This is a genomic window from Qipengyuania sp. JB2-7, assembly GCF_055693485.1.
Window position 1 is genome coordinate 940,736 of sequence record NZ_CM146335.1, and the last position, 19,791, is coordinate 960,526.

The following is a 19,791-nucleotide window of genomic DNA, read 5'->3' on the forward strand; positions in this document are numbered from 1 at the left end:
CGGCTATGGTCGATCAAGTCCAACCCACGGAAAATAAGCCTGCGGAAGAGACGGCTGGTGCCGCGCAATCACAGTCTCGATTTGCGCCGCCCGGCGAACCCGTAATTTCCGGGATAAACCGCATTGGCGTGTGGAGTCTCTATATTAAGGAGGTTCGCCGTTTTCTCAAGGTCCAGACACAGACGATCTGGGCCCCAGCGGTCACAACTTTGCTGTTTTTGGTGATTTTTTCGGTCGCATTGGGGCGTGGCGGGCGCGAAGTGCTGGGCGTGCCATTCGCGAGTTTTGTTGCGCCTGGCCTCATTATGATGGGTATGATGCAAAACGCCTTTGCCAATTCGTCCTTCTCGCTGTTGTCAGGCAAGATCCAAGGGACCATTATTGACCTGTTGATGCCGCCTTTGTCCGAAGGGGAATTGATGGCCGGGATCGTCGCAGCGGCCATGACGCGGGCATTTCTGGTCGGCCTAACCGTCTCGGCGGCAATGGCTTTGTATCCGGGTGTGACCCTTTCCGTGGCGAACCCATGGGCGATTGTCTGGTTCGGTTTGATGGGGGCGCTGATGTTGTCCCTGCTTGGCTTGATCACATCGATCTGGTCAGAGAAGTTCGACCACAATGCTGCAGTCAGCAATTTTATAATTGGCCCGCTCAGCCTGCTGTCAGGCACGTTCTATGTGATTGATAACCTTGCCCCGGCTTTCCAGGCAATCAGCCGCGCAAACCCATTTTTCTATGTGATTTCGGGCTTTCGGTATGGCTTCTTAGGTGAGACTGACATCGGCGAAGGAGCAACGCCAGTGATGTGGGCGGGTCTCGGCATACTGATGCTGAACGTGGTACTCGCCCTGATTGCGTATCGCTTGTTAAAGTCTGGTTGGAAGATCAAGAATTAGGCGCACAGCGGCCTAGTGCATCGTCTCAACTTAGTGAGTAAGTGCTCTGCGTACGCGGTAACGTACCGTCTTCGAATGTCTCAAACATCTCATGCACATCCGGATGCTCAACGGGTCCACCCATGGAATCGCCGAGCAGGTTCTGCTGACTGACATAGGCAACGTAAGAGCTCTCATCACTCTCTGCGAACAGGTGATAGAATGGCTGATCGCGATGTGGGCGAATTTCTTCCGGGATTGAGGCGTACCACTCTTCGCTATTGGCGAAGACCGGATCGATGTCGAAAATCACGCCGCGGAAATCGAATATCTTGTGCTTAACAACATCGCCGATCGCGAATGTTGTGCTCGCACTTTCTGGTGCTTCGATATTGCGCCCTGCCTGGGCGGAGAAGAAAATCGCTCTTTCCATAGCTAAGTCAGATATGATGCATCGCACAAGCAAAACAACATCTGAACGGACATGATCCCCGAATTTCATGCGCGGTGTGCCAGTTTGGGCTTGGCATGGGACGAAGTGTGAGTTAACCGCCCGCCGTCTTAAGGCCCCGTCAACTTTCGGCCAAGATGTCGTTTGTTTGGGTCTTTATATGCGGAGAGATGCCGGAGTGGTCGAACGGGGCGGTCTCGAAAACCGTTGTGCTCTCACGAGTACCCAGGGTTCGAATCCCTGTCTCTCCGCCATCAATCTGTTGCAACGCGTTGCAATTCCGCAAGTTCCTCGTATTCTGGTCTAATTTGTGGCTAGCCGTGCTACAAAACTTGCTACAAAAGGGATTGCGTGAAGAAGGTCAAAGGGCATCGCTACCTGTTTCTGCGGGACGCAATTTACTACTTCAAGCGCGGCGTTCCAGCTGATGCACGTACTGCCTTTGATAGGAAAACTCAGATTTGGAACTCACTTGAGACAAGTGATCTTCGGGTCGCACGTATTCGCCTGCAGCAGCGTATAGATGAGTTCGAGAACACTCTCGCGTTTGCAAGAGGGCAGGTTGCACCAACAAAGATTGCATCGGCGCCTTACAAACCGGATAAGGCTGAAATTGGTATTCGCGTACGGCAAGCTTTTGCCGAACGACAAGAGAGATTTCAGCCTGTAAATCGCGCTGATCAAGCCTCGGTCGAGGCCGCACTGATGAGATTGGAAAATCTGAAGGTGTACCGTCAAAGCGCGATGCGTTCGCGGCAGCTAGGCGCAGGCGAACCGCCAACGCATGTTACTTGGCAGGCAGAAACCTTATGTGAGCAGCACGGGTGGTCATTAAATCCAAGCGACGAAGTTTGGTTTGACCTAATTGATCACGTTGCACGCGCACAGATTGAAAGCGCGGAACGTGAGTTGCAATTGATAGAGGGCGCTCCTCAAAGCTCAATTGACGAGGGCTTCTCTCCTGCCTCACTTCAAGGCGATCAAGAACTTTTGCAAAGTGGTGAGGTGCAGCTAGGTCCGCCGGTTCTGCTTTCTGACCTGTTTTCAGAGTACGTAACCGAACGGGTGCTGTCAGTCTAACGCTAACTAGTCTCCGAATGTTGGATTTTGGAGCTATGGCCTGTCGATATGAAGCCACTTTGTTTCAAGCGTCACCGCTTTCATCCCGATGTTATCCGTCAAGCGGTGTGGTTGTATTTCAGATTTACGCTGAGCCTGCGGGACGTCGAAGATTTGATGGCTGAGCGCGGGATCGATGTAACTTATGAGACGATCCGCTGCTGGGTCGATAAGTTTGGACCGGCGATCGCGGCCAACATTCGCAAACGACGCGGAAGAGCCGATTGCGTCTGGCATCTTGATGAGATGGTCGTTCGGATAAATGGTCAGCGCATGTGGATGTGGCGAGCAGTCGACAAGGAAGGCGAGGTCCTGGATGTGCTCGTTCAGAAGCGACGCAACAAGGCAGCAGCACTGAAGTTACTGAGGAAACTGCTCAAGAGCCAAGGCTTTGTGCCGGACAAAATTGTAACGGATGGACTTGCTTCTTACGGTGCCGCGCTACGTGAACTAGGCTGCTCAAGGCGACATCAACCTGGCCAAATGAAACATAACAATCGGGCTGAAAACTCGCATCTTCCAGTACGACGACGAGAGCGAAAGATGCAGCTCTTCAAGTCCCAAGAACAAGCTCAGCGTTTCACTTCAACCCATTCAGCAATCTACAATACCTTCAATATCCAGCGCCATCTCATCTCAAGAAATACCATGCGAACCTTCCGAAACCAGGCAATGGCCGAGTGGGAAATTGCGTCCGCTGCACATGGGTGAGTTTGGCAATGCGCGCTTCAGTGCAACCTCCAAAAGTTAACCTGACAAGACCGGCATAATGTATTGCTTGACATTACGCGTAATGCATGACAATACGGAATTCATGGATATCGAGAACGTCAAGCATAAGAAACTTCGAAGGTTTCTCGAAACTGGCGATGCTCGTGGTGTGATCGAAGCTGGCAGAGTTCTCGATATGGTTGCATTTATCGATGCAGCCGAGAACTTGAGTGAGCTTACCGTTCCACCGAACTTTGGCTTTCATGCCCTTAAGGGAAACCGAAAGGGTGAGTTCGCAATGACCGTCACTAAAAACTGGCGGCTGACATTCACTAAGATTGACGAAACTACCATCGGCAATCTCGACTTAGAGGACTACCACTGATGGCTATTAAGATTAATCCCTCTATCCGCGTTCACCCCGGATCGTGGCTGAAGCGAAGCTTTGTCGAGCCATATGGACTCACCATTCAGGAGACCGCCGCGCATCTAGGAATCGCTAGGCCCAACATGAGTAGGTTGCTCAATGGGAAGGCTGCTCTCACCCCGGATATGGCCCGAAGATTTGAGAAAGCCTTCGGAGTTAGCGCTTCTACTTTGCTTAGGATGCAAAGTTCCTACGATCTTGCCCAATTAGAGTTGGTTGGTTATCCTGTTGAAGTTGAGCGAATTCCAGAGCCTACCTGAGCGCGGTCGGTGCTGTCAGACGGTGTTGTCAGACTAACTGCAGCTTTTGCGGACTGATGCGGTGAAGGTAGGGCGGGGCATGCCCAGACTTCGCAAGCCAGATAGCCCATTCAAACGTTTCAACTCGTCAACGGAGGTCATTCGGCTTGTGATGATGACGTACGTGCGGTTTCCGCTGAGCTTGCGGAATGTCGAGGATCTGCTGTTCGAGCGTGGGATCGACATTTGCCATGAGACGGTGCGGTTCTGGTGGAACCGCTTTGGTCTTATGTTCGCGGTAGATATCAAGCGTCAGCGGATCAGTCGAATGCGCGGGTTTAGACATTGGCGCTGGCACCTCGATGAGATGTTCGTGAAGATCAACGGCGAGACGCACTATCTCTGGCAGGCGGTCGGTCACGAGGACGAGATCTTAGAGAGTTACGTCACGAAGAAACGGGATAAGAGCGCGGCTCCGCGCTTCATGAAGAAAGCGCTGAAACACTCGAACCTACGGGCGCGCACTGTCTGTTTGACTCAACAGGCTATATCTCAAGGGCACTCACGAAACGGTTGGCGCCGTCCTTCAGTGTCATGACTTTGGAGTTGACCTCTCCTAGTGCAGCTCTCACGCTTTCGAGCTCTTGGCCGACCTCTGCGCTACTCTCCGTCATTTTCGCGACATTCTCGGTAGACAAACGCGCAACAGCCGCGGTTTCGTCAATCGCTGCAGCGATACTTGCCAGCCCCTCCGTCTGGCTGTCGAGCTCTTCAAACAACCGCGCATTGCTCTCTGCAATCTTCCCCAGAATTGTTGCGGTGGTCTGCCCTGACGCATTTATTTCGCCGCTGACTTCCTGAACGGTCTCGACCCGAGACGAGATGTCCTTGGTCGCTGCGGCGGTTCGTTCGGCGAGTGACTTCACCTCTCCTGCCACAACGGCGAAACCCGCACCCTCAACACCTGCACGCGCTGCCTCAATAGTTGCGTTTAAAGCCAGAATGTTCGTTTGTTCCGCAATTCCACTGATTAGGCTGACAATCGAGCTGATCTCTTTGGAAAGGCTATGCAGGCGCTCGATATTGGTCATCGCTGCACGGGATTGCTCCGCACCCGCTACCGCTTGGTCTCGACCTATTTGAGTTGTCTCTCGGAACGAAGTCACAGAATTTGAAATCTTGCTGGTTGCCTCTGCGGCTTGTCCCATCGCCTTCGCGCTTTGTGTGGTAGAGGCCGCCACGTCCTGACACACGATTTGCATTTCTGCGCCAAGCTTCACAACGCCTTGAAGGGATGCGAGAGAATCTTCAGTTGAGCCTGCGATCAAATCGACAGATTGGCCGATGTCTTTCTGAAATTCGGACGAAAGCTGCGTGTTGCGATTTTCCTGCTCTTGCCGGATTTGCGCGTTCATTACAGCAACGATTGCCTCGCTTTCAAGCGCCGTCAGTCGCTGGATAGTTTTGATGCATAAGAGTTGACCTTCAGCGTTGAAGTCACCCTCACGAAGCACGACTTCGAGGCACTTCTCGTAACCCGCATAGACAGTGGACAAAGCAATATAGCTAGGCATGCCAATCGCGACAGCGAAACTGCCAAACTCGCTACAGCCGACTATCCAATCGTTATCAATTGGAGCGGTCAGCTTTTCCATGAAATGCCGTTTGCCTTTTTCAAGGCTATCGCCTTGATCTCCCCCTTCTAGGATCTGTTCGAAAGGAGCAAAAGCCTGCAGCTTTTCTCCTATCGCCATCAATATTTCATCGGCGTAACTTTCGGCAATGTGCCGAATTTGTGCACGAATGCCATCAAGGCTCGCGTCAATATCAAAAGCTTCTGCGCGCTGATCGGCATTTTTTGCCACTTCTAGCAGAAGCGCAGACGATCCTTCGATTGAAAACCGCGATTCATACGACATTTACCGTGCCCTCGTTTAACGTATCGACGGAATCTCTAACGAAAATTGGTTAACAGACATTGACCGATCGGCCAGTCTAGCGCCGCGCTTCCAACTCAGAAACTATTGCTGTGTGTTCTTTCGGCCCAAGCCGATAGAAACCGATAATTGCCAGCGCGAAGGCATTGAGCACCAGCGGACAAAAGACCATCAGTGTCTTTATGTTGGCCAGTGTTGCTGCATCTTGCACTTCGTTTGCGCGATAACCGATCTGATCAAGCAGAAAGCCAACGATGATAGCTGCCAGGCCCAAACCCGTTTTCTGTATCAGAGACACAAAGCCGAATACGGCACCTTCCGCGCGTATTCCGCTGCGCCATTCGCCATATTCGACCGTATCGGGCATCGCTGCCCAAAAACTGGTTGTGATTGCGCCCAGAGCGACGCCGCCAAGCGCCAATGCCGGAATGGCATAGCTTGCATTATCTGGCGCGAAGTAGAACAGGGTCGATGAGAGGATCGAAACACAGATTCCCATCATCCAGATGCGCCGTTTCGATGTACGCTTCATCAGCCATGTCCAAAGCGGGACTGATAACAGAAACAGTCCCGTTATTGCTCCTAGGGCCGGACCGATCAGTCCCTCATCACCTAGCGTGTATTTGAAAAAATATGGCACGAACTTGCCGTTCAGCGTGTAGGCAACACTCGCCACTGTCATTGCACCTGCAGCGAGCCAAAACGGTGTGTTGGATGATAGCATTGCCATCATCTCCCGTACCTTTGGTGGCTCCTCAGCTTCTATTTCCACCTTTTCACGTGCCGATGAGAACGTGAAGAAGAACAACAGGCAGGCCAGGCTGCCATAGAGTACGGCTACCCAAAGAAAACCCTGCTGCCCGCCGCCAAAAACTTCGACTAATTGTAAAGTGAGCGCAGCTGCGCTCAACCCGCAAATCGCAGCACAAAACATGCGGAAACCGGCAAGCTCACTGCGTTCCCCGCTGTCGGATGTCATCGCCGCTGAAAGTGCCAGATAAGGCATTGAGACCACGGCATAGAAAGTGCGGAACAGGATGTGCGTGGCGAAAGCAAAGATGATCAGCGCTGTTCCAGTGAGGCCGGTCGGGACAAACATCAGCACCCATGATGCCGCGAGCGGGATGGCGCCAAACAGAATATACGGTCGGTATCTGCCCCACCGGCTGCGCGTGCGGCTGGCGAGATAGCCCATAAAAGGATCGAAGATTGCATCCCAGATCAGCGGCGCGGCAAAGACCAATCCGGCGACGCTTGCGGCAAGCCCCAACACGTCGGTGTAATAGAAAAAGAGATAAAGCTGGGCGGTGGTGAAGAACAGGTTGAACCCGAAATCACCTGCACCATAGCCAAGCTTGCGGACGAACGGGAGGCGATCCGAGCCTGCGCCGTGTTCAGCGCTCTTGGCTTGTTCCTTTTCCATCTATGTCTCGCTCCCAATCTTCCAATTACCTCGTGCCAAATCATATGCGGCATCAATCACTTGCATACTGGCAATGGCATCTGCCCCGCCAGTGATCGGCTTGGTTCTGCCCCGTATAATCGCAATCACATGCTGCATCTGGCGTGTGTAAGTGCTTTCGCCTTTTACCTTGCCGCGCCAGCGACGCTGCGCCGTTTCCAAGTTGACGTGGTTATGCAGCTGCGGAGCTACAAAATTGGTGATCTGCATTGTCCCGTCGCTGCCGGTGATTTTCGCAAATGCGGTCGGTCGTCGCCAGGTTTTCATGGAACAACGCAAATTCGCCGTTACACCGGATGGAAATGTGAGCGCCAGCTCCATCGCACGATCCGTCCCATCATCTAAGAGGTCCGCTTGTGCATGGGTCACCCTTGGCCGTTCGCCTGTCAAAGATCGCGCAAGGTGAATGGGATAGCAGCCCAGATCCATTAACGCGCCGCCGCCAAGCTCACGGATATAGCGAAACTCGCCCTTGCGATTGGGGATCGGAACGCTGAATTCCGCATCTATGCAGTATAGTTGGCCCAATTCGGGAAGCAACTCCATCACCCGATCAAACAAGGCATGGAAGCGGTAGTGATAGGCTTCGATCAGATGCAAGCCCAGCCGCTCAGCCTCATTGACCATCGAAATCGCCTCACCGGCGTTTATCGCAAAAGGCTTCTCGCACAACACATGCTTGCCCGCGCGCAAGGCCGCGATACTCCATTCCGCATGCTCGGATGGAGGCAACGGGTTATAAACGAGATCGATATCTTCGCGGGCGATCAACGCGGCATAGTCATCTGCCACATGCGCGATTGCGTGTTTGCGCGCAAATTTCGCTGCGCGACTGAGCGATCTTGCGGCAACCGCTTGAATAACAACTTCTGGTATGCCCTCGGCTGGTTTGACTACCGCTGCGGGCGCGATCTTAGCTGCGCCCAGAATTCCAATGCGGATCGGATCATTCGCCAAACATCATCGCCCCACATCAGGCCCTACAGCCACGAAACTAGACCGGCAAGCTGACCTGCGTTAATTCCGCCAGAGTACTGGAACCACCCACTGAGATCGTGTGAATGCCCGGCTCTATCTGCCAATCCCGGCTGGCTTCATGCCAATAGCAAAGATCGGCATCCGGCACGAAGAAATCCACCGTTTGCGTTTCGCCCGATGCCAGCTCGGCACGTTCGAAACCGCGCAGCAATTTGATCGGTCGCTCGACCGCCTTGCCGGGAAACCCAACATAAAGTTGAACAATTTCTGTCGCCTTGACAGCTCCAGTGTTGGTCACGCTAACCTGCACTTCCAATCCCTTCGGAACTCGGCGCGCTTTCAGGCCGCTATACGTGAAATCAGCGTAAGACAGTCCATGACCAAAAGCGTATTGCACCTTGGTCTGGCTCTTTTCCATCAGCGTATAGCCATGAAACATCTCGTAATCGATTGCGTCAGCATTTTTGTCGAAATGCGGATAGTCTTTTTCGTCATGCGCAATGGTAAAGGGCAGTTTGCCTGAAGGCGAGACATCGCCGAACAACAGGCTGGCCAGCGCTGTGCCGCCTTCCATACCCGAATAGAATGTTTGCAGGATCGCCGCACAGCTCCCCGCCCAGTCGCAAATGATCGCTGATCCGTTGACGATCACCACAATCGTGTTCGGATTCGCTTCGCCGACTGCCTTGATCAACGCGATTTGATCCTCAGGCAGGCGCGGCATGTCGCGATCCCCGCCGCGGTCAATTGAACCGCCCATGGCCCCGGCATTTTCACTGTCGTCACTTTGCTCCGCGGCCTGCCGCTTGGATGTTTCCGCCATCATCGCCTTTATTGCCTCCATCAGTTCAGGCGGGATAGTGGCCCCAAGCTGGAAGAGCGCCGTCTGGCCGAGATTCCCGGGGATGAACTCGCCTTCTTCATCGGCGGTCGTGCCGACCACCAGAATAGCCGCATCCAGCGCTTTGGCCGCTGCGGCTGCCGCTGCGACATCGCTTTCATCGCCGGCAAGCTCAAGATTGGGTTCGCCGATATGCTCCCCGATACCCTGCAAAGCCGTGGTGACATAAGGCGGTGAGACATTGGATGAACCCCTATCGCCAGTGTTCTCAAGCGCTGCGAGCCTTCCGAATACGCCAATTTTTGCGCTGATTTTGAGCGGCAGAGCCCCATTGTTCTCCAACAGTACAGCAGACTTCTCCGCCGCCTCGCGGGCAAGCGCGATATTGGCATCGCTGGCAACATGATCGGTAGTGTATTGCGGCAAGGGATCATCTGCACAGGCAAAGCGATAGATAATCCGCAAGATCCGCCGACAGGCGGTGTCTATGACCGCAGGGTCAACCGTGCGTTTTTCCACCCCATCGAGTAACTGCTGGCCATATTGCAACGGCTCCGGGTTTTCGACATCCAGCCCAGCCGCCGCGCCATAAGGAGCGTATACGCCAAGCATCCAGTCGGAATGAACAAATCCGTCAAAGCCCCATTCGTGGCGTAGAATATCGGTCAGCAGCTCGCGATTCTGGCCGCAATATTCGCCGTTCATCTTGTTGTAAGCGCTCATCACCGAGGCACATCCGCTATCGATGATGCGCTTGAAATGTGGCAAATAAACCTCGCGCAGGACGCGGTCATTGATCCTCACATCAATCGTGAAACGCGCATTCTCAATAGAATTGAGCGCGAAGTGCTTGACCGTCGCGATCACGTTGTGTGTTTGGATGCCCTTTGACAGAGCGCTGCCTAACTCCCCCATGTGATACGGATCTTCACCATAGGTTTCCTGTGCACGCCCCCAGCTGGGATGACGCAACAGGTTGACGCAAACCGCACCATTCAATGTGCAGCCCTGCGCGCGTGTTTCCATCCCCATAACTTCGCCGATCCGACGCTCCAGATTACGGTCCCAAGATGCTCCGCGCGCCATGGTGCAAGGAAAGCAGGTTGATCCTTCTTCGCCATTGCCGCGCACGACGCCGCGCGGGCCATCGGTGAAATAGAGGGCGGGAACACTGAGACGATCAATTCCGCCACCGGCGCGATAGGGCTCTGCGCCCCAAACACCGCCCGTGCGCATCATCGACATGAAAAAGCCCTGGCCGGACATCATGCCGACTTTTTCCTCCAAAGTCGCTTCGGCCAGAATGTCCGTGATGAGTGCTTCTATTTCAGTCGCAGTCATCCCTTTGCGGGGAGAGAAATCAGCCATCAGGTATCCTGTATTGGTCTCGCAGAGAGGACGCAGCCATGCTTATGAGTAGCGGCATGACTACGACGTGGTATTTGTCGTTGGCTCAGTGCCTAGAAATCGAAGGCAATCCGTCCACCGAAGACAGTTTCTGATTCAAACGTCGGAAACTGGCTGAAACCGCCATCATCGAATGGCGTGCTGAAGATCGCCGTTTGGAAATCGGACCCGGTGATGTTGCGTCCATAGAATGTCAGCGTCGCACGATCATCGAACAGGCGCGTGCCCACTTGGAAATCGACAAGCGCATAACCATCGATTGTGGTCCCGGGATTGTTGTCATTTCCCGTCACCGTGTCGGAACGATACTGAACGCCGACCTGCGCAAACGGGCTGAACCCACCAACATCACCGAATTCATATCGGACAAGACCATTCGCAATCAGGTCTGGTGACTGGCCAAGATCAGCGCCTGCAAGATCCTGAAAATCACCGGCCCCATCACCGTCTGCATCGATACACTCGCCCGGACCGACCGGTTGCAAGGTGTAACACGGCGCCTGATCGAACTCATTAAAGGTCGCATTGGTATAGGCCAATGCCCCAGAGATGGTCAGCCCCTCGGTTGGGATCACGGTCAGCTCAGCTTCAAAACCATAGCTTTCCACCTCACCAGCATTGTTGACCGCAAAGATCGAAAGCCCCGACGCAGTCGGAACCAGTGTCTGCGCCTGAAAATCCTCAATGATCGTGTAGAAGCCAGTGATGTTCGCGGTCACGCGCCCATCGAGCCAGCGCGAACGAACACCAAGTTCAAACTGATTGGGAATCTCTGGCGCAACTGTGAAGAAGTCTCCAACGCCTGGTGCCGTTTCCTGCGCAGCCTGATTGCTGTCGAGGCCACCCGACTTGTATCCGCGGGTGAAAGTCGCAAAGATGCTCGCATCATCAGCGAAATCGTAGTCGAGGCCCAAACGCCACACGAGCGCTGTATCCGTGACTTCAGCTGCAAGAGGTACAGGTGTCGCCGCAACGGCGCCAAAGCCCAGAGCGAGTGCGCCGGGTGTTACCTGAATATCCGCCGTGCCCGAGATATCGGAATAGAGCACGCGCGCTCCCGCAAAAGCGGTCAATCGGTCGGTCAGGTCAAATTCGACCTGACCAAACGCAGCGACATTATATTCCTCAGTATTGCTGACCAGATCCGTGCCGAATTGCACGCCCAGTGGCACTGCGGCTGGAGCGGGTAGACCAAGAATAAACTGGGCCAGTGCCTCTTCAGGGGTAATCAGGCCTCCGGCTCCCAGAGAGACAAACCCTGCCAAGGTGCTGGTGCCGAATGTCCCGATCTGCGTCTGAACGTCTTCAATGTCCTGATAGAAGAAGAACACACCGCCCTGATAGCGAAAGGGGCCGTCTTGCGGCGACGAGATCCGGAATTCCTGACTGAACTGTCGTTGCTCCAGATCGCCATTATTAATCGCGAGAAACGGCAGAGGGATTTGATCCGCGTCATTGTTGTCGAAACTGTTCCAGCCTCGATACGATGTCAGCGATACAAAATCATGATCGCCCAAAGGCAGGCTTAGCTCTGCATAGGCACCAAACACCTCCGATTCAGCGATGAATGCACCCTCTGAGGCAATGTCATCATTCGTTACACCAAGGCACTACACCCAATCCGCCAAGAGTTATTGGCAGGAATGGGATCCCTGAACCGAGGAGGCCCGATCCCGGACTACCATCAGAGAAAGAAAGCGTAGTGAGCGCGCCGGAGTTGTCGTCACGCCGCGTGTAATCACCGCCAAGGATGAGATCGCCACCGCCAATCTCAAACGCCAGCTTGCCACGTACTCCAAACTCTTCACGATCATTGAGATCGTCGGTCAGCGCAGCCGGGTTGATATTGTCAATGAACCCATCGCGTGTGTTGTAAAAACCGCTGATGCGAGCTGAGATGCCGTCCGAAATCGGGCCGGAGAGAGCGGCAGACAGGTTGACTTCGTTGAAAGAGCCGTAAGACGCGCTGGCGCTGCCACTGAAGTAATCGGTCGGCTTCTTGGTAACAAATGAGATCACGCCAGCAGATGCGTTCTTGCCGAACAACGTGCCTTGCGGTCCGCGTAGCACTTCGACCCGTTCCAGGTCATTGAAATCGAGTATCCCTGCACCCTCGCGGTCGATAACAACACCGTCGACTACGATCGCAACGCTACCCTCTATGCCTGACGCAAAAGCGCTGGTCCCGATGCCCCGAATGGTGGTTGATGATTGGCGCGCATTGACCCCGGACACAAAGGAGAGGCCTGGTGCAACGAACTGTAACTGCTCAAAACTCTCGACCGCGCGCTCTTCGAGGGCATCACCGCCAATCGCAGTGACCGATACGGGGACGTCTTGGAGATCCTGCTCAACGCGCTGCGCCGTTACAACAATAACATTCCCGTCTTCGGCAACTGGCTCCTCATCTTGCGCGTCCTGTGCATAGACTGGACTGCTCAAGGCCAAAGTCATAGCGGTTCCGGAAAAGACGAGCGCGGCCCCATGGCTGGCTTTCTTCATCACAACTCTCTCCCATTGTTGCGCCGCGATTGCGGTCACACAGACATAGAAGAGAACTTGACCAATCGGTCAAGTTTTTTCTGGTCAGTTGGTCGAAGGTGCGTGTTGGTGCTTTATTTGGTCAGATGCGCGATCACGGCATCGGCATAATCTTCACGAAACTGAGGATCGCGTGGATCAACGCCGGTTGCCTCGATCCACAATTGAAACTGCCCAATCAGCAGTTGCGCCCCGCCGGTGATCAGCGTTTGAAAGACAAGCGCATTTTTCCCGTCGATCAGACCCGCCTCTATGAACGCGTCAAACATTGGTCGAGCCCCGTCGATATGGCGTTTCAAATGGCGCTGCGCCAACCACTTATTGCGCCAGGTATCGGAATGCCCTTCGAGATTCATGATTTGGACGTAAGGAGGGAACCGGCAGCATGCCTCGAGGTATGTCAGGAGAAACTCCTTAAGCCCTCCTTTGTCTGGCTTTGGATTGGTCGGCAGATACAGCTCGTAAAATGCGTCCACCTCTGCCCAGTGATGATCGATGGCGTCCTTCCAGAGTTCAGCCTTGTCAGAGAAATAGTACAAGACGTTAGCCTTTGGCACGCCAGCAGTTTTCGCGACCTCTCCGATTGAAGTGGCGTCAAACCCACGCTCCGCGAACAATCCAAGCGCAGCATCGCGAATCGCATCGCGAACGCTTGACTTCGCCCTTGAAAGAGAAGGTTTGGCTACTCGTACTACCACCTGAGTTTTATGATCCCCCAGCCTCCGATGCTTTATCGAGACAATTCGCTTACAATCCGTCGCGATAAGCACCGCTGAGCTTTTTGGCTAGCAGAACGGTTGCTCGACGTCACTTGTCGATATTCTAGCTAAGCTAGCGTTTTGACGATTAGCACCTTGAATTTCCGCTTTAGCCATAGCCCGTTAAGTAGATGAACTTAAGTCGAGCCAGCTCAAGCATTTGCCGTATCGAGTATGAGACTTGGTCAGATATGCGCGTGCCGCACCTGTGATGCTTGGGCAGCAGACTATGCCTCGGCTGCCAAACTACATCCCGTGATAGTTCAGTTTGTCGTCCTTCGATGGATCATAGCAGATCAAGGCCGCCACCTCCTGGCCCTCAGAAATCGATCAGAGACTATTTCCGAGACACTTGTTGGGTCGTGAGCCGAACGTACACCTTCCCTTTGTGTATCGGGAGCAGAAGTTCAGCTAAGCCTATTTTTTGCAGTTTTTGTCTTTCTCTTCCCTCCGGAAAATGTTCCCAATTCCGCACGCAACCCTCGCGCCGACTTTCTTGGCGTTATTGGTATGATGCTGTGCACGCTGCTTGGCGACCCCGGCAACCGCTGCAATGGGCTTGTCAGATACAGCGGCAGCGGCATATCGGTTCCGGGTTTCACGCAGGCTGCGCAGGTCCGCACCGGTTGCATTCCCAGCTGCGGAGCGCGTGGTTGCACCCAGCGCTCTTGCATTATCGATATGATGCTTGGCACGATCTCCTGCGACGGTCGCAACACCCTTCAGCCCGTCATTTTTCAGGCCCGCTCCATATTTGGCAACAACGTCCATTCTGCGTTCGGTCTTGATACCCGTGTGCTCTTCCAAGGCTGCGCGACGCTGCCGATCGAGACGATCCAGCATACGAACACCATTACCCAGCGCCGGGTTCTTGCTGTCGGCATATTTCGTGATGTTGTCCATCACCTTGCCTTCGGTCGTCAGGGTTTCTGCAAGGTTTTTGAAGTTCTCGCGGTGATGCGCACGGCGCTGAGCCGCTACTTCGGCGATTGATACGTCCTTGTCGAAGATGGCTGCTCCGTATTGGAAGCCAGTCGACAATGGATCTTGGACCTCAACACCAGTCGTCGCCTTGATGCCTTCTACCGCGGCCATTTCGGCCACGACGGCGACTGCGCCGACACCAGTTCCGGCGAGCAATGCGCGCCCGCCCTTACCAACTTTGGTGACGGTTCCTGCGGTCTTTGCTGTTTTGGCAAGCTTGGCTGTGCGTGTCATCTTGGCGGCTTCTGCCGTCGTCGAGGCGGCTTTCAGGCCGCCTGCCCCGCGCGCAACCTGAGCGGTTCGACCAGCTTTGTTGAGCGTAGCGATATCACCGCCATTTGCAGCGACATTGCGGACGACTTGCGCTTCATTGACTGGCGCCAGCCTGCGCGCTTGTTGCGCGACATCGCCCTTGCGCAGCACGTTGCCCAAATCGCCACCATTTGCGAGGACCCGGCGGTAGACTTGCTGCCCGCCTTGCCCAGCCTTGGCGACGTTGCGGGCGCTGCGTGCAGCATCACCGCGCCGGTCGAATTCCGCCAACTCATCGGCTGAGCCGGCAATTCTGCTAGTGCGAGCTGCCTGCGCAGTCTCACCATTCTTTATAACGCGGCCCAGGTCTGAATTCGCGACGTTCGCCGGGCGAACCGCAGCGGGTTTGGGCTGAGCCTTGATAGTTGGATTTGGCTTGCCAGTGACCTGATCGCGAAAGGTCACTTTACGAGTATTTGTCGGGCGAGCACCAGCAGTTTTGCTAGTGTGCTGCCGCGCCCCTTTTGCCGCGTTGCCGCGCCGCTCTAATTCAGCCAGCTCGTCCGCGCTGCCCGCAATGCGGTTTGTTCGTGCAGCCTTCGCAGATTCACCACGGGCTTGCATTTCGCGCAGGCTGGTTGGGCGTGTTGCGGTTGCCGTTTGGCGCAGATTTTGCCCTGCCATGTTGGTCGAGGTGGGAAGCTGGCGAACATTTTGTGCCGCCCTTTTTCGGCCTGCTTCGCCAACCAACTTGGCGGTCTCGCTAATGCGTTTGGTGGGCTTGATTACCTGTTTGCCAACTGCGCCAGCGACGCCTGCAACGATCAAAGTCTTTTCTTCATCCGAGAGTTCGCCATCGAGCGTGATATCGGGGCCTTCTGAAGTCTTGGTCGACACTGTTCCTGCGTCCTGCGCTATGGCGGGCGTGACCGCCATCGCTATTGCCAACGCCGAGACGCCAAGCCCCGTGGTGATCTTTGACTGTCGCATGTGCCTACTCCCTCTGATCCCTAAGCCGCTCCATTGATCGAAGGGGCTTTGTTGGATCCTGTTTAAGGGAGGGCGTGCTTGTCTAGAATGAGGTGAATACCCCAATTGTCTGGCAGTGTTCCATGGGCGGCAAAAACTAGCGTTTTGGAAGAGTGATCGTTGCTACTGTTCCATCGCCGGGATGGGATTGCAGCGCAAAGCCAAATCCATGCCTTCGGGCGAGATCGTGAATGATCGCTAAGCCCAGGCCATCGCCATCCGAAGCGCTATCCCTTGCTCCTCGCTGTTGAACCTGTTGCAGGGTTGTCTCGTCCATACCGCGCCCGTTGTCGCGCACCTCAATGAGGCATCCATTATCATGCCGTACGGCCAGATCCACCTCGCTAGCGTTTGCATGGCGCAAAGCATTGGCGATCAAATTGCTGACTGACCGGATCAGTGCGAGCGCGGGGACGCGTGTTTCGCATGGTGCCGTTTGGGTGGAGAGCACAATGCCTGATGCAGCGGCCTCGGCAGCGAACATCTCATTGACCGTATCGACAATCAGGTCGAGCGAATATGTCTCGCCGTCTTCCTGACTGAGCGTCGCACCGCGGTTTTCTTGATCGCTATACTCATGTGTGAGCTCTTCTAGATAATCGATTGCCTCACCCAGCCGTTCTTGCAAGTCCGGTGAGAGATTGTCGGCTTCCTCGCGGATTGAGGCTCTCAAGCCGACAAGCGGTTGGCGAATATCATGGCTAGCAGAGGCAAGCTGCTGCTTGCGGCGCACGGCTGTTTCGCGTGCTCGGGCATAATCACGCTCAGTTTGAAGCAAGCGTTGGTCGGCCTTTGACTGTGCCTGAAGCGCAGCAATGCGTTCCTGACTCAGGCGATCCCGTTCGAGCAGACTGCGCTGAATATCGACAATCACGATCACAAGAAGTGTCGCGGATACTGCAAGCCGCATCATGTCTCTGATGAAGTTTGAAAACAGCTCCGGTACGATCGTACCCATTAGCGCAGGTTCAACCAGCACAATTGCCAGCGAACAGGCGGCAATCGATAAGACCGCAATCCGCCTCAGCCCCTTTGCCGTTTCAATGCGTAAGGCAACGACCGCGACCAAGCCGAGGACCAAGGCGTAGAACATGCCAACCAGCAGCGAATCTTTTTGCAAGAGAAACGCAGATCCGAAGATGGCAATCGGAGTGACCAACAAGAGAGCCTTTGCGAGAGCATTGGTTTTGGCAGCGATAACGTCCCAAAATGCGGCCATGATCATAAAGGCCAAGCTCAGTGAGATCAGCGTGATGCTGCTGCGCCAAATCAAGCGTGCTTGCTCAAAGCTTGAGGCCAGAATAGTGGTGAAAAGCGAAACATCGCTCTGAATTGCGATAAGAGAAAAGCCGATTGCGACGATGATCGTATTCGGGCGGCGAGCTAAAATTCCCAGCACGATAAGGCATATCCCGACCGCTAGAAATGTGATGATAACACCGGCTTTGAGCAAGGTGCCGATGATTTGATTTCGGTACGAGCTCTCCTTCGCGGAATAGGCCAATGGATGGCCGGTCATCAAGCGCGAGATTGATCATCAGCAGCTCGGATTGGCCCGGCTCAAGTTCGAAGCTGGCAGAGTGCAAATAAGTCAGTTTTTGATGCAGCAGCTCATTATCTGTGGTGGCTGGACCGCCGAGTATTTTGGTCGTTTCGCCTTCGCTTTGCACAAGATAGATGTCGGGAACGGTATAGAATATGCCGCCCAAGCCGACGCTTCGTCTGATCGCTCTCGAATTTTCGTCATCCGCACGTATTGGCAAGGCAATCCAAAGGTCTCGCTGCTCCATAACGCTTGTGCGTTGCGGATTGAAAGTCGCGGTGAATTCCCCTGCATTGAAGGCCGCTATGGCATTATTAATGTCGAATGATTCCCCGCCCGTGGAAACGAAGTACCATGCCTTGCCCTCGACCTGTTCGGTACGGCTGACCTTGTTCAAGAAGCACAGGGTCGGCCTGAAATGATGCCGGCATATCTTGAGCAAGCAGGACCGGCGGCCACACTAAAACCACCAAGGCCGCTGCAACCAAAGGGCATATGCGCCCGATTATTGTTCCTGCCCCCATCATATGTAATATACACAGCTTGCTAGCTTGCAGCAGGGGGTATTGTTGATGGCGCGGTGGGCACCATGACCTTTGGCAAGGAATACAAGGCGGTGATCGCCGATGATCATGGCGTCATTCGCGGCGCTTTGGCACGATTGTTGGGCGATGCCGACGCGCTTGAGGGTTACCATTTTTCCGTTGCTGATGAGGTGGCTGACGGCATTCGCGCCATTGGCGCGGTGCGTAAACACCAGCCCGATTTGCTGATGCTGGACGTCACGATGCCGCATGCCGGCGGCACTGAGGTTCTGATCGAAGCGCGCCGCTGGGCTCCGGACTGCAAGATCATTATCTTCACAGGTGTTGAGGCGAGTGGAAAGATTGCTGAGTTGGTAGAGGTCGGTGCAGACGGTGTCTTTTGCAAGGGCGATGATCTTGAGGAACTTGGTGCGGCGATCCCGCGCGTCATGGAGGGCGGGCGAGTGATCTGCCAGCGCTTTACGCAATTGCTGGAGGAAGTCGCTGATCTTGAGCCGCTGACCAGCCGCGAGCGACAAATCTTGAACCTCGTGGTAAGCGGGCAAACCAATCGCGAAATCGGGGAGACGTTGGGGATCAGTATCAAGACTGTGGATCGTCACCGGACCAGCGTGATGCGCAAGGCGGATGCTCGTTCTGCTGCCGAATTGATAGCTTACGCTCTGCGTGAAGGGTTGGTCGACGCAAACGCCAGCTGATCCACTCGCATGTCGGCCAGAGCAAGGTTGTCGCCTACTGCAAATCTTCGACACTGACCCATCCCAAGACCCCATATGCGTCACTCACTGGCAGGAAAATTCCATTTAGCTCGCCAATAGGGGTCAACTCCTGACCGGGGCGGATGACCCGCACAATCTCCGCCTGACGAGAGGGCTCTAGGTAGAGGTTTGATTGGACCGCCACGATAACAGGTGGCGGGCCAGCAGGTTCGATAATGGCCGGTTCCATAGCGGCCATCGCTTCGGCGAGAGCTTCTTCTTCTGCTTGTTTGCCAACACCCATTGCTTGTGCCTGAGTGACCATGTTGTTGTACGCAATAACGAAGCCTTGAATCATCTCCCGGCCTCCTTCTTTCTTGGTGAACCGAAGATCGGCAGAAGCGTCTTCAACGGCTTGCATCCAGAACCCTTCTGGCGTCCGCGCTATTGCGTCATCGTCATCGTCATGAAATTTGAGCTTGGTTTTTTGGACTATGCCGGTGCCGGAGGCGATTGCAGCGCCTTCGTCCGTGTCAACTAGCGTGAGGCCTGTGATAACCGTGTTTTTCTTGCCAATTCCCACCACTCCAGCGAGCGCATTCACCACCGCGCCTGCGAGCAGGATCATACCCGCAATGTCTCCAGCTGTTCCCATTCCACTGCGATAGCCGCTATTTTGGGCCATGGCCGCCGCGTTGGCGACGCCTGCGCTGTTGAGGTTGGTGGCGGTGGCGACCTCCACCTTGTCGCCTGCCACGACAGTCAGCATGAATTGAGCGGCCTCTCCAGTGCTCGGATCGTAAGGAAAAAAACAATTCGACTGATCAACCAGGGCCTCAATGATCTGTCTTGGGCTGCCAAGCTTCTTTTCCACCCAACTGCGCGCGTCACCCTCTACAACGGCGAAACTACCGAGCGGTCTATCGCATTGGACCAGCTCGATTGGGCGATGCTTTGAACCAGCGAATGCAGGGGCTGCGCCAACTATCACCAC

Annotated in this window: 17 protein-coding genes, 1 tRNA gene and 2 pseudogenes; 9 read left to right on the forward strand and 11 right to left on the reverse strand. The window is 54.6% G+C overall.

The window, feature by feature from the left end:
* Positions 1 to 5 precede the first annotated feature (5 nt).
* Positions 6 to 896, forward strand: a complete 891-nt coding sequence (locus tag ACZ1GM_RS04640) for an ABC transporter permease (protein WP_472677973.1) — start codon at positions 6 to 8, stop codon at positions 894 to 896.
* Between the two features lie 30 nt (positions 897 to 926).
* Here ACZ1GM_RS04640 and hspQ read toward each other — a convergent pair.
* A pseudogene (hspQ, locus tag ACZ1GM_RS04645) lies at positions 927 to 1,308 on the reverse strand (heat shock protein HspQ).
* A 182-nt stretch (positions 1,309 to 1,490) separates the two neighbouring features.
* On the opposite strand from hspQ, the gene ACZ1GM_RS04650 reads away from it, so the two are divergent.
* From ACZ1GM_RS04650 to ACZ1GM_RS04675, 6 genes and pseudogenes are all read left to right on the forward strand, one after another.
* A tRNA-Ser gene (locus ACZ1GM_RS04650) sits at positions 1,491 to 1,580 on the forward strand.
* A 97-nt stretch (positions 1,581 to 1,677) separates the two neighbouring features.
* Positions 1,678 to 2,406, forward strand: a complete 729-nt coding sequence (locus ACZ1GM_RS04655; protein WP_472677974.1) for a DUF6538 domain-containing protein — start codon at positions 1,678 to 1,680, stop codon at positions 2,404 to 2,406.
* 48 nt (positions 2,407 to 2,454) lie between these two features.
* The gene (locus ACZ1GM_RS04660) at positions 2,455 to 3,156 is read left to right on the forward strand and encodes an IS6 family transposase (RefSeq protein ID WP_472677975.1); all 702 of its coding nucleotides are present in this window, start codon (positions 2,455 to 2,457) and stop codon (positions 3,154 to 3,156) included.
* 58 nt (positions 3,157 to 3,214) lie between these two features.
* Positions 3,215 to 3,541: a type II toxin-antitoxin system RelE/ParE family toxin gene (locus ACZ1GM_RS04665; RefSeq protein WP_472677976.1), complete on the forward strand. Its 327-nt coding sequence runs from the start codon at positions 3,215 to 3,217 to the stop codon at positions 3,539 to 3,541.
* A complete protein-coding gene (locus ACZ1GM_RS04670; RefSeq protein ID WP_472677977.1) occupies positions 3,541 to 3,843 on the forward strand; it encodes a HigA family addiction module antitoxin in 303 nt (100 codons plus the stop codon). The genes ACZ1GM_RS04665 and ACZ1GM_RS04670 overlap by 1 nt, the downstream gene beginning before the upstream one ends.
* A 79-nt stretch (positions 3,844 to 3,922) precedes the next feature.
* Positions 3,923 to 4,324, forward strand: a pseudogene (locus ACZ1GM_RS04675) (IS6 family transposase); the annotation flags it as partial.
* Positions 4,325 to 4,367: 43 nt separating this feature from the next.
* Here the strand turns inward: ACZ1GM_RS04675 and ACZ1GM_RS04680 are convergent.
* From ACZ1GM_RS04680 to ACZ1GM_RS04720, 9 genes are all read right to left on the reverse strand, one after another.
* On the reverse strand, positions 4,368 to 5,741 hold the full coding sequence (locus ACZ1GM_RS04680) for a methyl-accepting chemotaxis protein (protein WP_472677978.1): 1,374 nt from the start codon (positions 5,739 to 5,741) through the stop codon (positions 4,368 to 4,370).
* A 76-nt stretch (positions 5,742 to 5,817) separates the two neighbouring features.
* Positions 5,818 to 7,182: an MFS transporter gene (locus tag ACZ1GM_RS04685; protein ID WP_472677979.1), complete on the reverse strand. Its 1,365-nt coding sequence runs from the start codon at positions 7,180 to 7,182 to the stop codon at positions 5,818 to 5,820.
* The gene (locus ACZ1GM_RS04690; protein ID WP_472677980.1) at positions 7,183 to 8,178 is read right to left on the reverse strand and encodes a Gfo/Idh/MocA family protein; all 996 of its coding nucleotides are present in this window, start codon (positions 8,176 to 8,178) and stop codon (positions 7,183 to 7,185) included.
* A gap of 37 nt (positions 8,179 to 8,215) precedes the next feature.
* On the reverse strand, positions 8,216 to 10,408 hold the full coding sequence (locus ACZ1GM_RS04695) for a beta-glucosidase (protein WP_472677981.1): 2,193 nt from the start codon (positions 10,406 to 10,408) through the stop codon (positions 8,216 to 8,218).
* Between the two features lie 92 nt (positions 10,409 to 10,500).
* Positions 10,501 to 11,997, reverse strand: a complete 1,497-nt coding sequence (locus tag ACZ1GM_RS04700; protein WP_472677982.1) for a TonB-dependent receptor — start codon at positions 11,995 to 11,997, stop codon at positions 10,501 to 10,503.
* 40 nt (positions 11,998 to 12,037) lie between these two features.
* A complete protein-coding gene (locus tag ACZ1GM_RS04705; protein WP_472677983.1) occupies positions 12,038 to 12,949 on the reverse strand; it encodes a TonB-dependent receptor in 912 nt (303 codons plus the stop codon).
* A gap of 113 nt (positions 12,950 to 13,062) precedes the next feature.
* Positions 13,063 to 13,686, reverse strand: coding sequence for a TetR/AcrR family transcriptional regulator (locus ACZ1GM_RS04710; RefSeq protein WP_472677984.1), 624 nt, complete (start codon positions 13,684 to 13,686; stop codon positions 13,063 to 13,065).
* A 477-nt stretch (positions 13,687 to 14,163) separates the two neighbouring features.
* Entirely contained in the window at positions 14,164 to 15,972 is a 1,809-nt protein-coding gene (locus ACZ1GM_RS04715; RefSeq protein ID WP_472677985.1) for a hypothetical protein, read from the reverse strand.
* 136 nt (positions 15,973 to 16,108) lie between these two features.
* A complete protein-coding gene (locus ACZ1GM_RS04720) occupies positions 16,109 to 17,530 on the reverse strand; it encodes a sensor histidine kinase (protein ID WP_472677986.1) in 1,422 nt (473 codons plus the stop codon).
* A gap of 31 nt (positions 17,531 to 17,561) precedes the next feature.
* On the opposite strand from ACZ1GM_RS04720, the gene ACZ1GM_RS04725 reads away from it, so the two are divergent.
* Positions 17,562 to 17,882 carry a hypothetical protein gene (locus ACZ1GM_RS04725; RefSeq protein WP_472677987.1) on the forward strand — a complete coding sequence of 107 codons (321 nt, stop codon included), beginning with the start codon at positions 17,562 to 17,564 and terminating at the stop codon, positions 17,880 to 17,882.
* Positions 17,883 to 18,143: 261 nt separating this feature from the next.
* Positions 18,144 to 18,797, forward strand: coding sequence for a response regulator (locus ACZ1GM_RS04730; RefSeq protein ID WP_472677988.1), 654 nt, complete (start codon positions 18,144 to 18,146; stop codon positions 18,795 to 18,797).
* 34 nt (positions 18,798 to 18,831) lie between these two features.
* On the opposite strand, the gene ACZ1GM_RS04735 is transcribed toward ACZ1GM_RS04730, so the two are convergent.
* The gene (locus tag ACZ1GM_RS04735) at positions 18,832 to 19,788 is read right to left on the reverse strand and encodes an SH3 domain-containing protein (RefSeq protein WP_472677989.1); all 957 of its coding nucleotides are present in this window, start codon (positions 19,786 to 19,788) and stop codon (positions 18,832 to 18,834) included.
* Positions 19,789 to 19,791: the final 3 nt, after the last annotated feature.

Excerpts from the sequence above, each read along its gene's own strand:
- ACZ1GM_RS04695 (WP_472677981.1), bottom strand. The coding sequence starts at position 10,408 with ATGGCTGATTTCTCTCCCCGCAAAGGGATGACTGCGACTGAAATAGAA.
- ACZ1GM_RS04720 (WP_472677986.1), bottom strand. The coding sequence starts at position 17,530 with ATGACCGGCCATCCATTGGCCTATTCCGCGAAGGAGAGCTCGTACCGA.
- ACZ1GM_RS04670 (WP_472677977.1), top strand. The coding sequence starts at position 3,541 with ATGGCTATTAAGATTAATCCCTCTATCCGCGTTCACCCCGGATCGTGG.
- ACZ1GM_RS04705 (WP_472677983.1), bottom strand. The coding sequence starts at position 12,949 with ATGAAGAAAGCCAGCCATGGGGCCGCGCTCGTCTTTTCCGGAACCGCT.
- ACZ1GM_RS04660 (WP_472677975.1), top strand. The coding sequence starts at position 2,455 with ATGAAGCCACTTTGTTTCAAGCGTCACCGCTTTCATCCCGATGTTATC.
- ACZ1GM_RS04680 (WP_472677978.1), bottom strand. The coding sequence starts at position 5,741 with ATGTCGTATGAATCGCGGTTTTCAATCGAAGGATCGTCTGCGCTTCTG.
- ACZ1GM_RS04715 (WP_472677985.1), bottom strand. The coding sequence starts at position 15,972 with ATGCGACAGTCAAAGATCACCACGGGGCTTGGCGTCTCGGCGTTGGCA.
- ACZ1GM_RS04730 (WP_472677988.1), top strand. The coding sequence starts at position 18,144 with ATGACCTTTGGCAAGGAATACAAGGCGGTGATCGCCGATGATCATGGC.
- ACZ1GM_RS04640 (WP_472677973.1), top strand. The coding sequence starts at position 6 with ATGGTCGATCAAGTCCAACCCACGGAAAATAAGCCTGCGGAAGAGACG.
- ACZ1GM_RS04665 (WP_472677976.1), top strand. The coding sequence starts at position 3,215 with ATGTATTGCTTGACATTACGCGTAATGCATGACAATACGGAATTCATG.
- ACZ1GM_RS04685 (WP_472677979.1), bottom strand. The coding sequence starts at position 7,182 with ATGGAAAAGGAACAAGCCAAGAGCGCTGAACACGGCGCAGGCTCGGAT.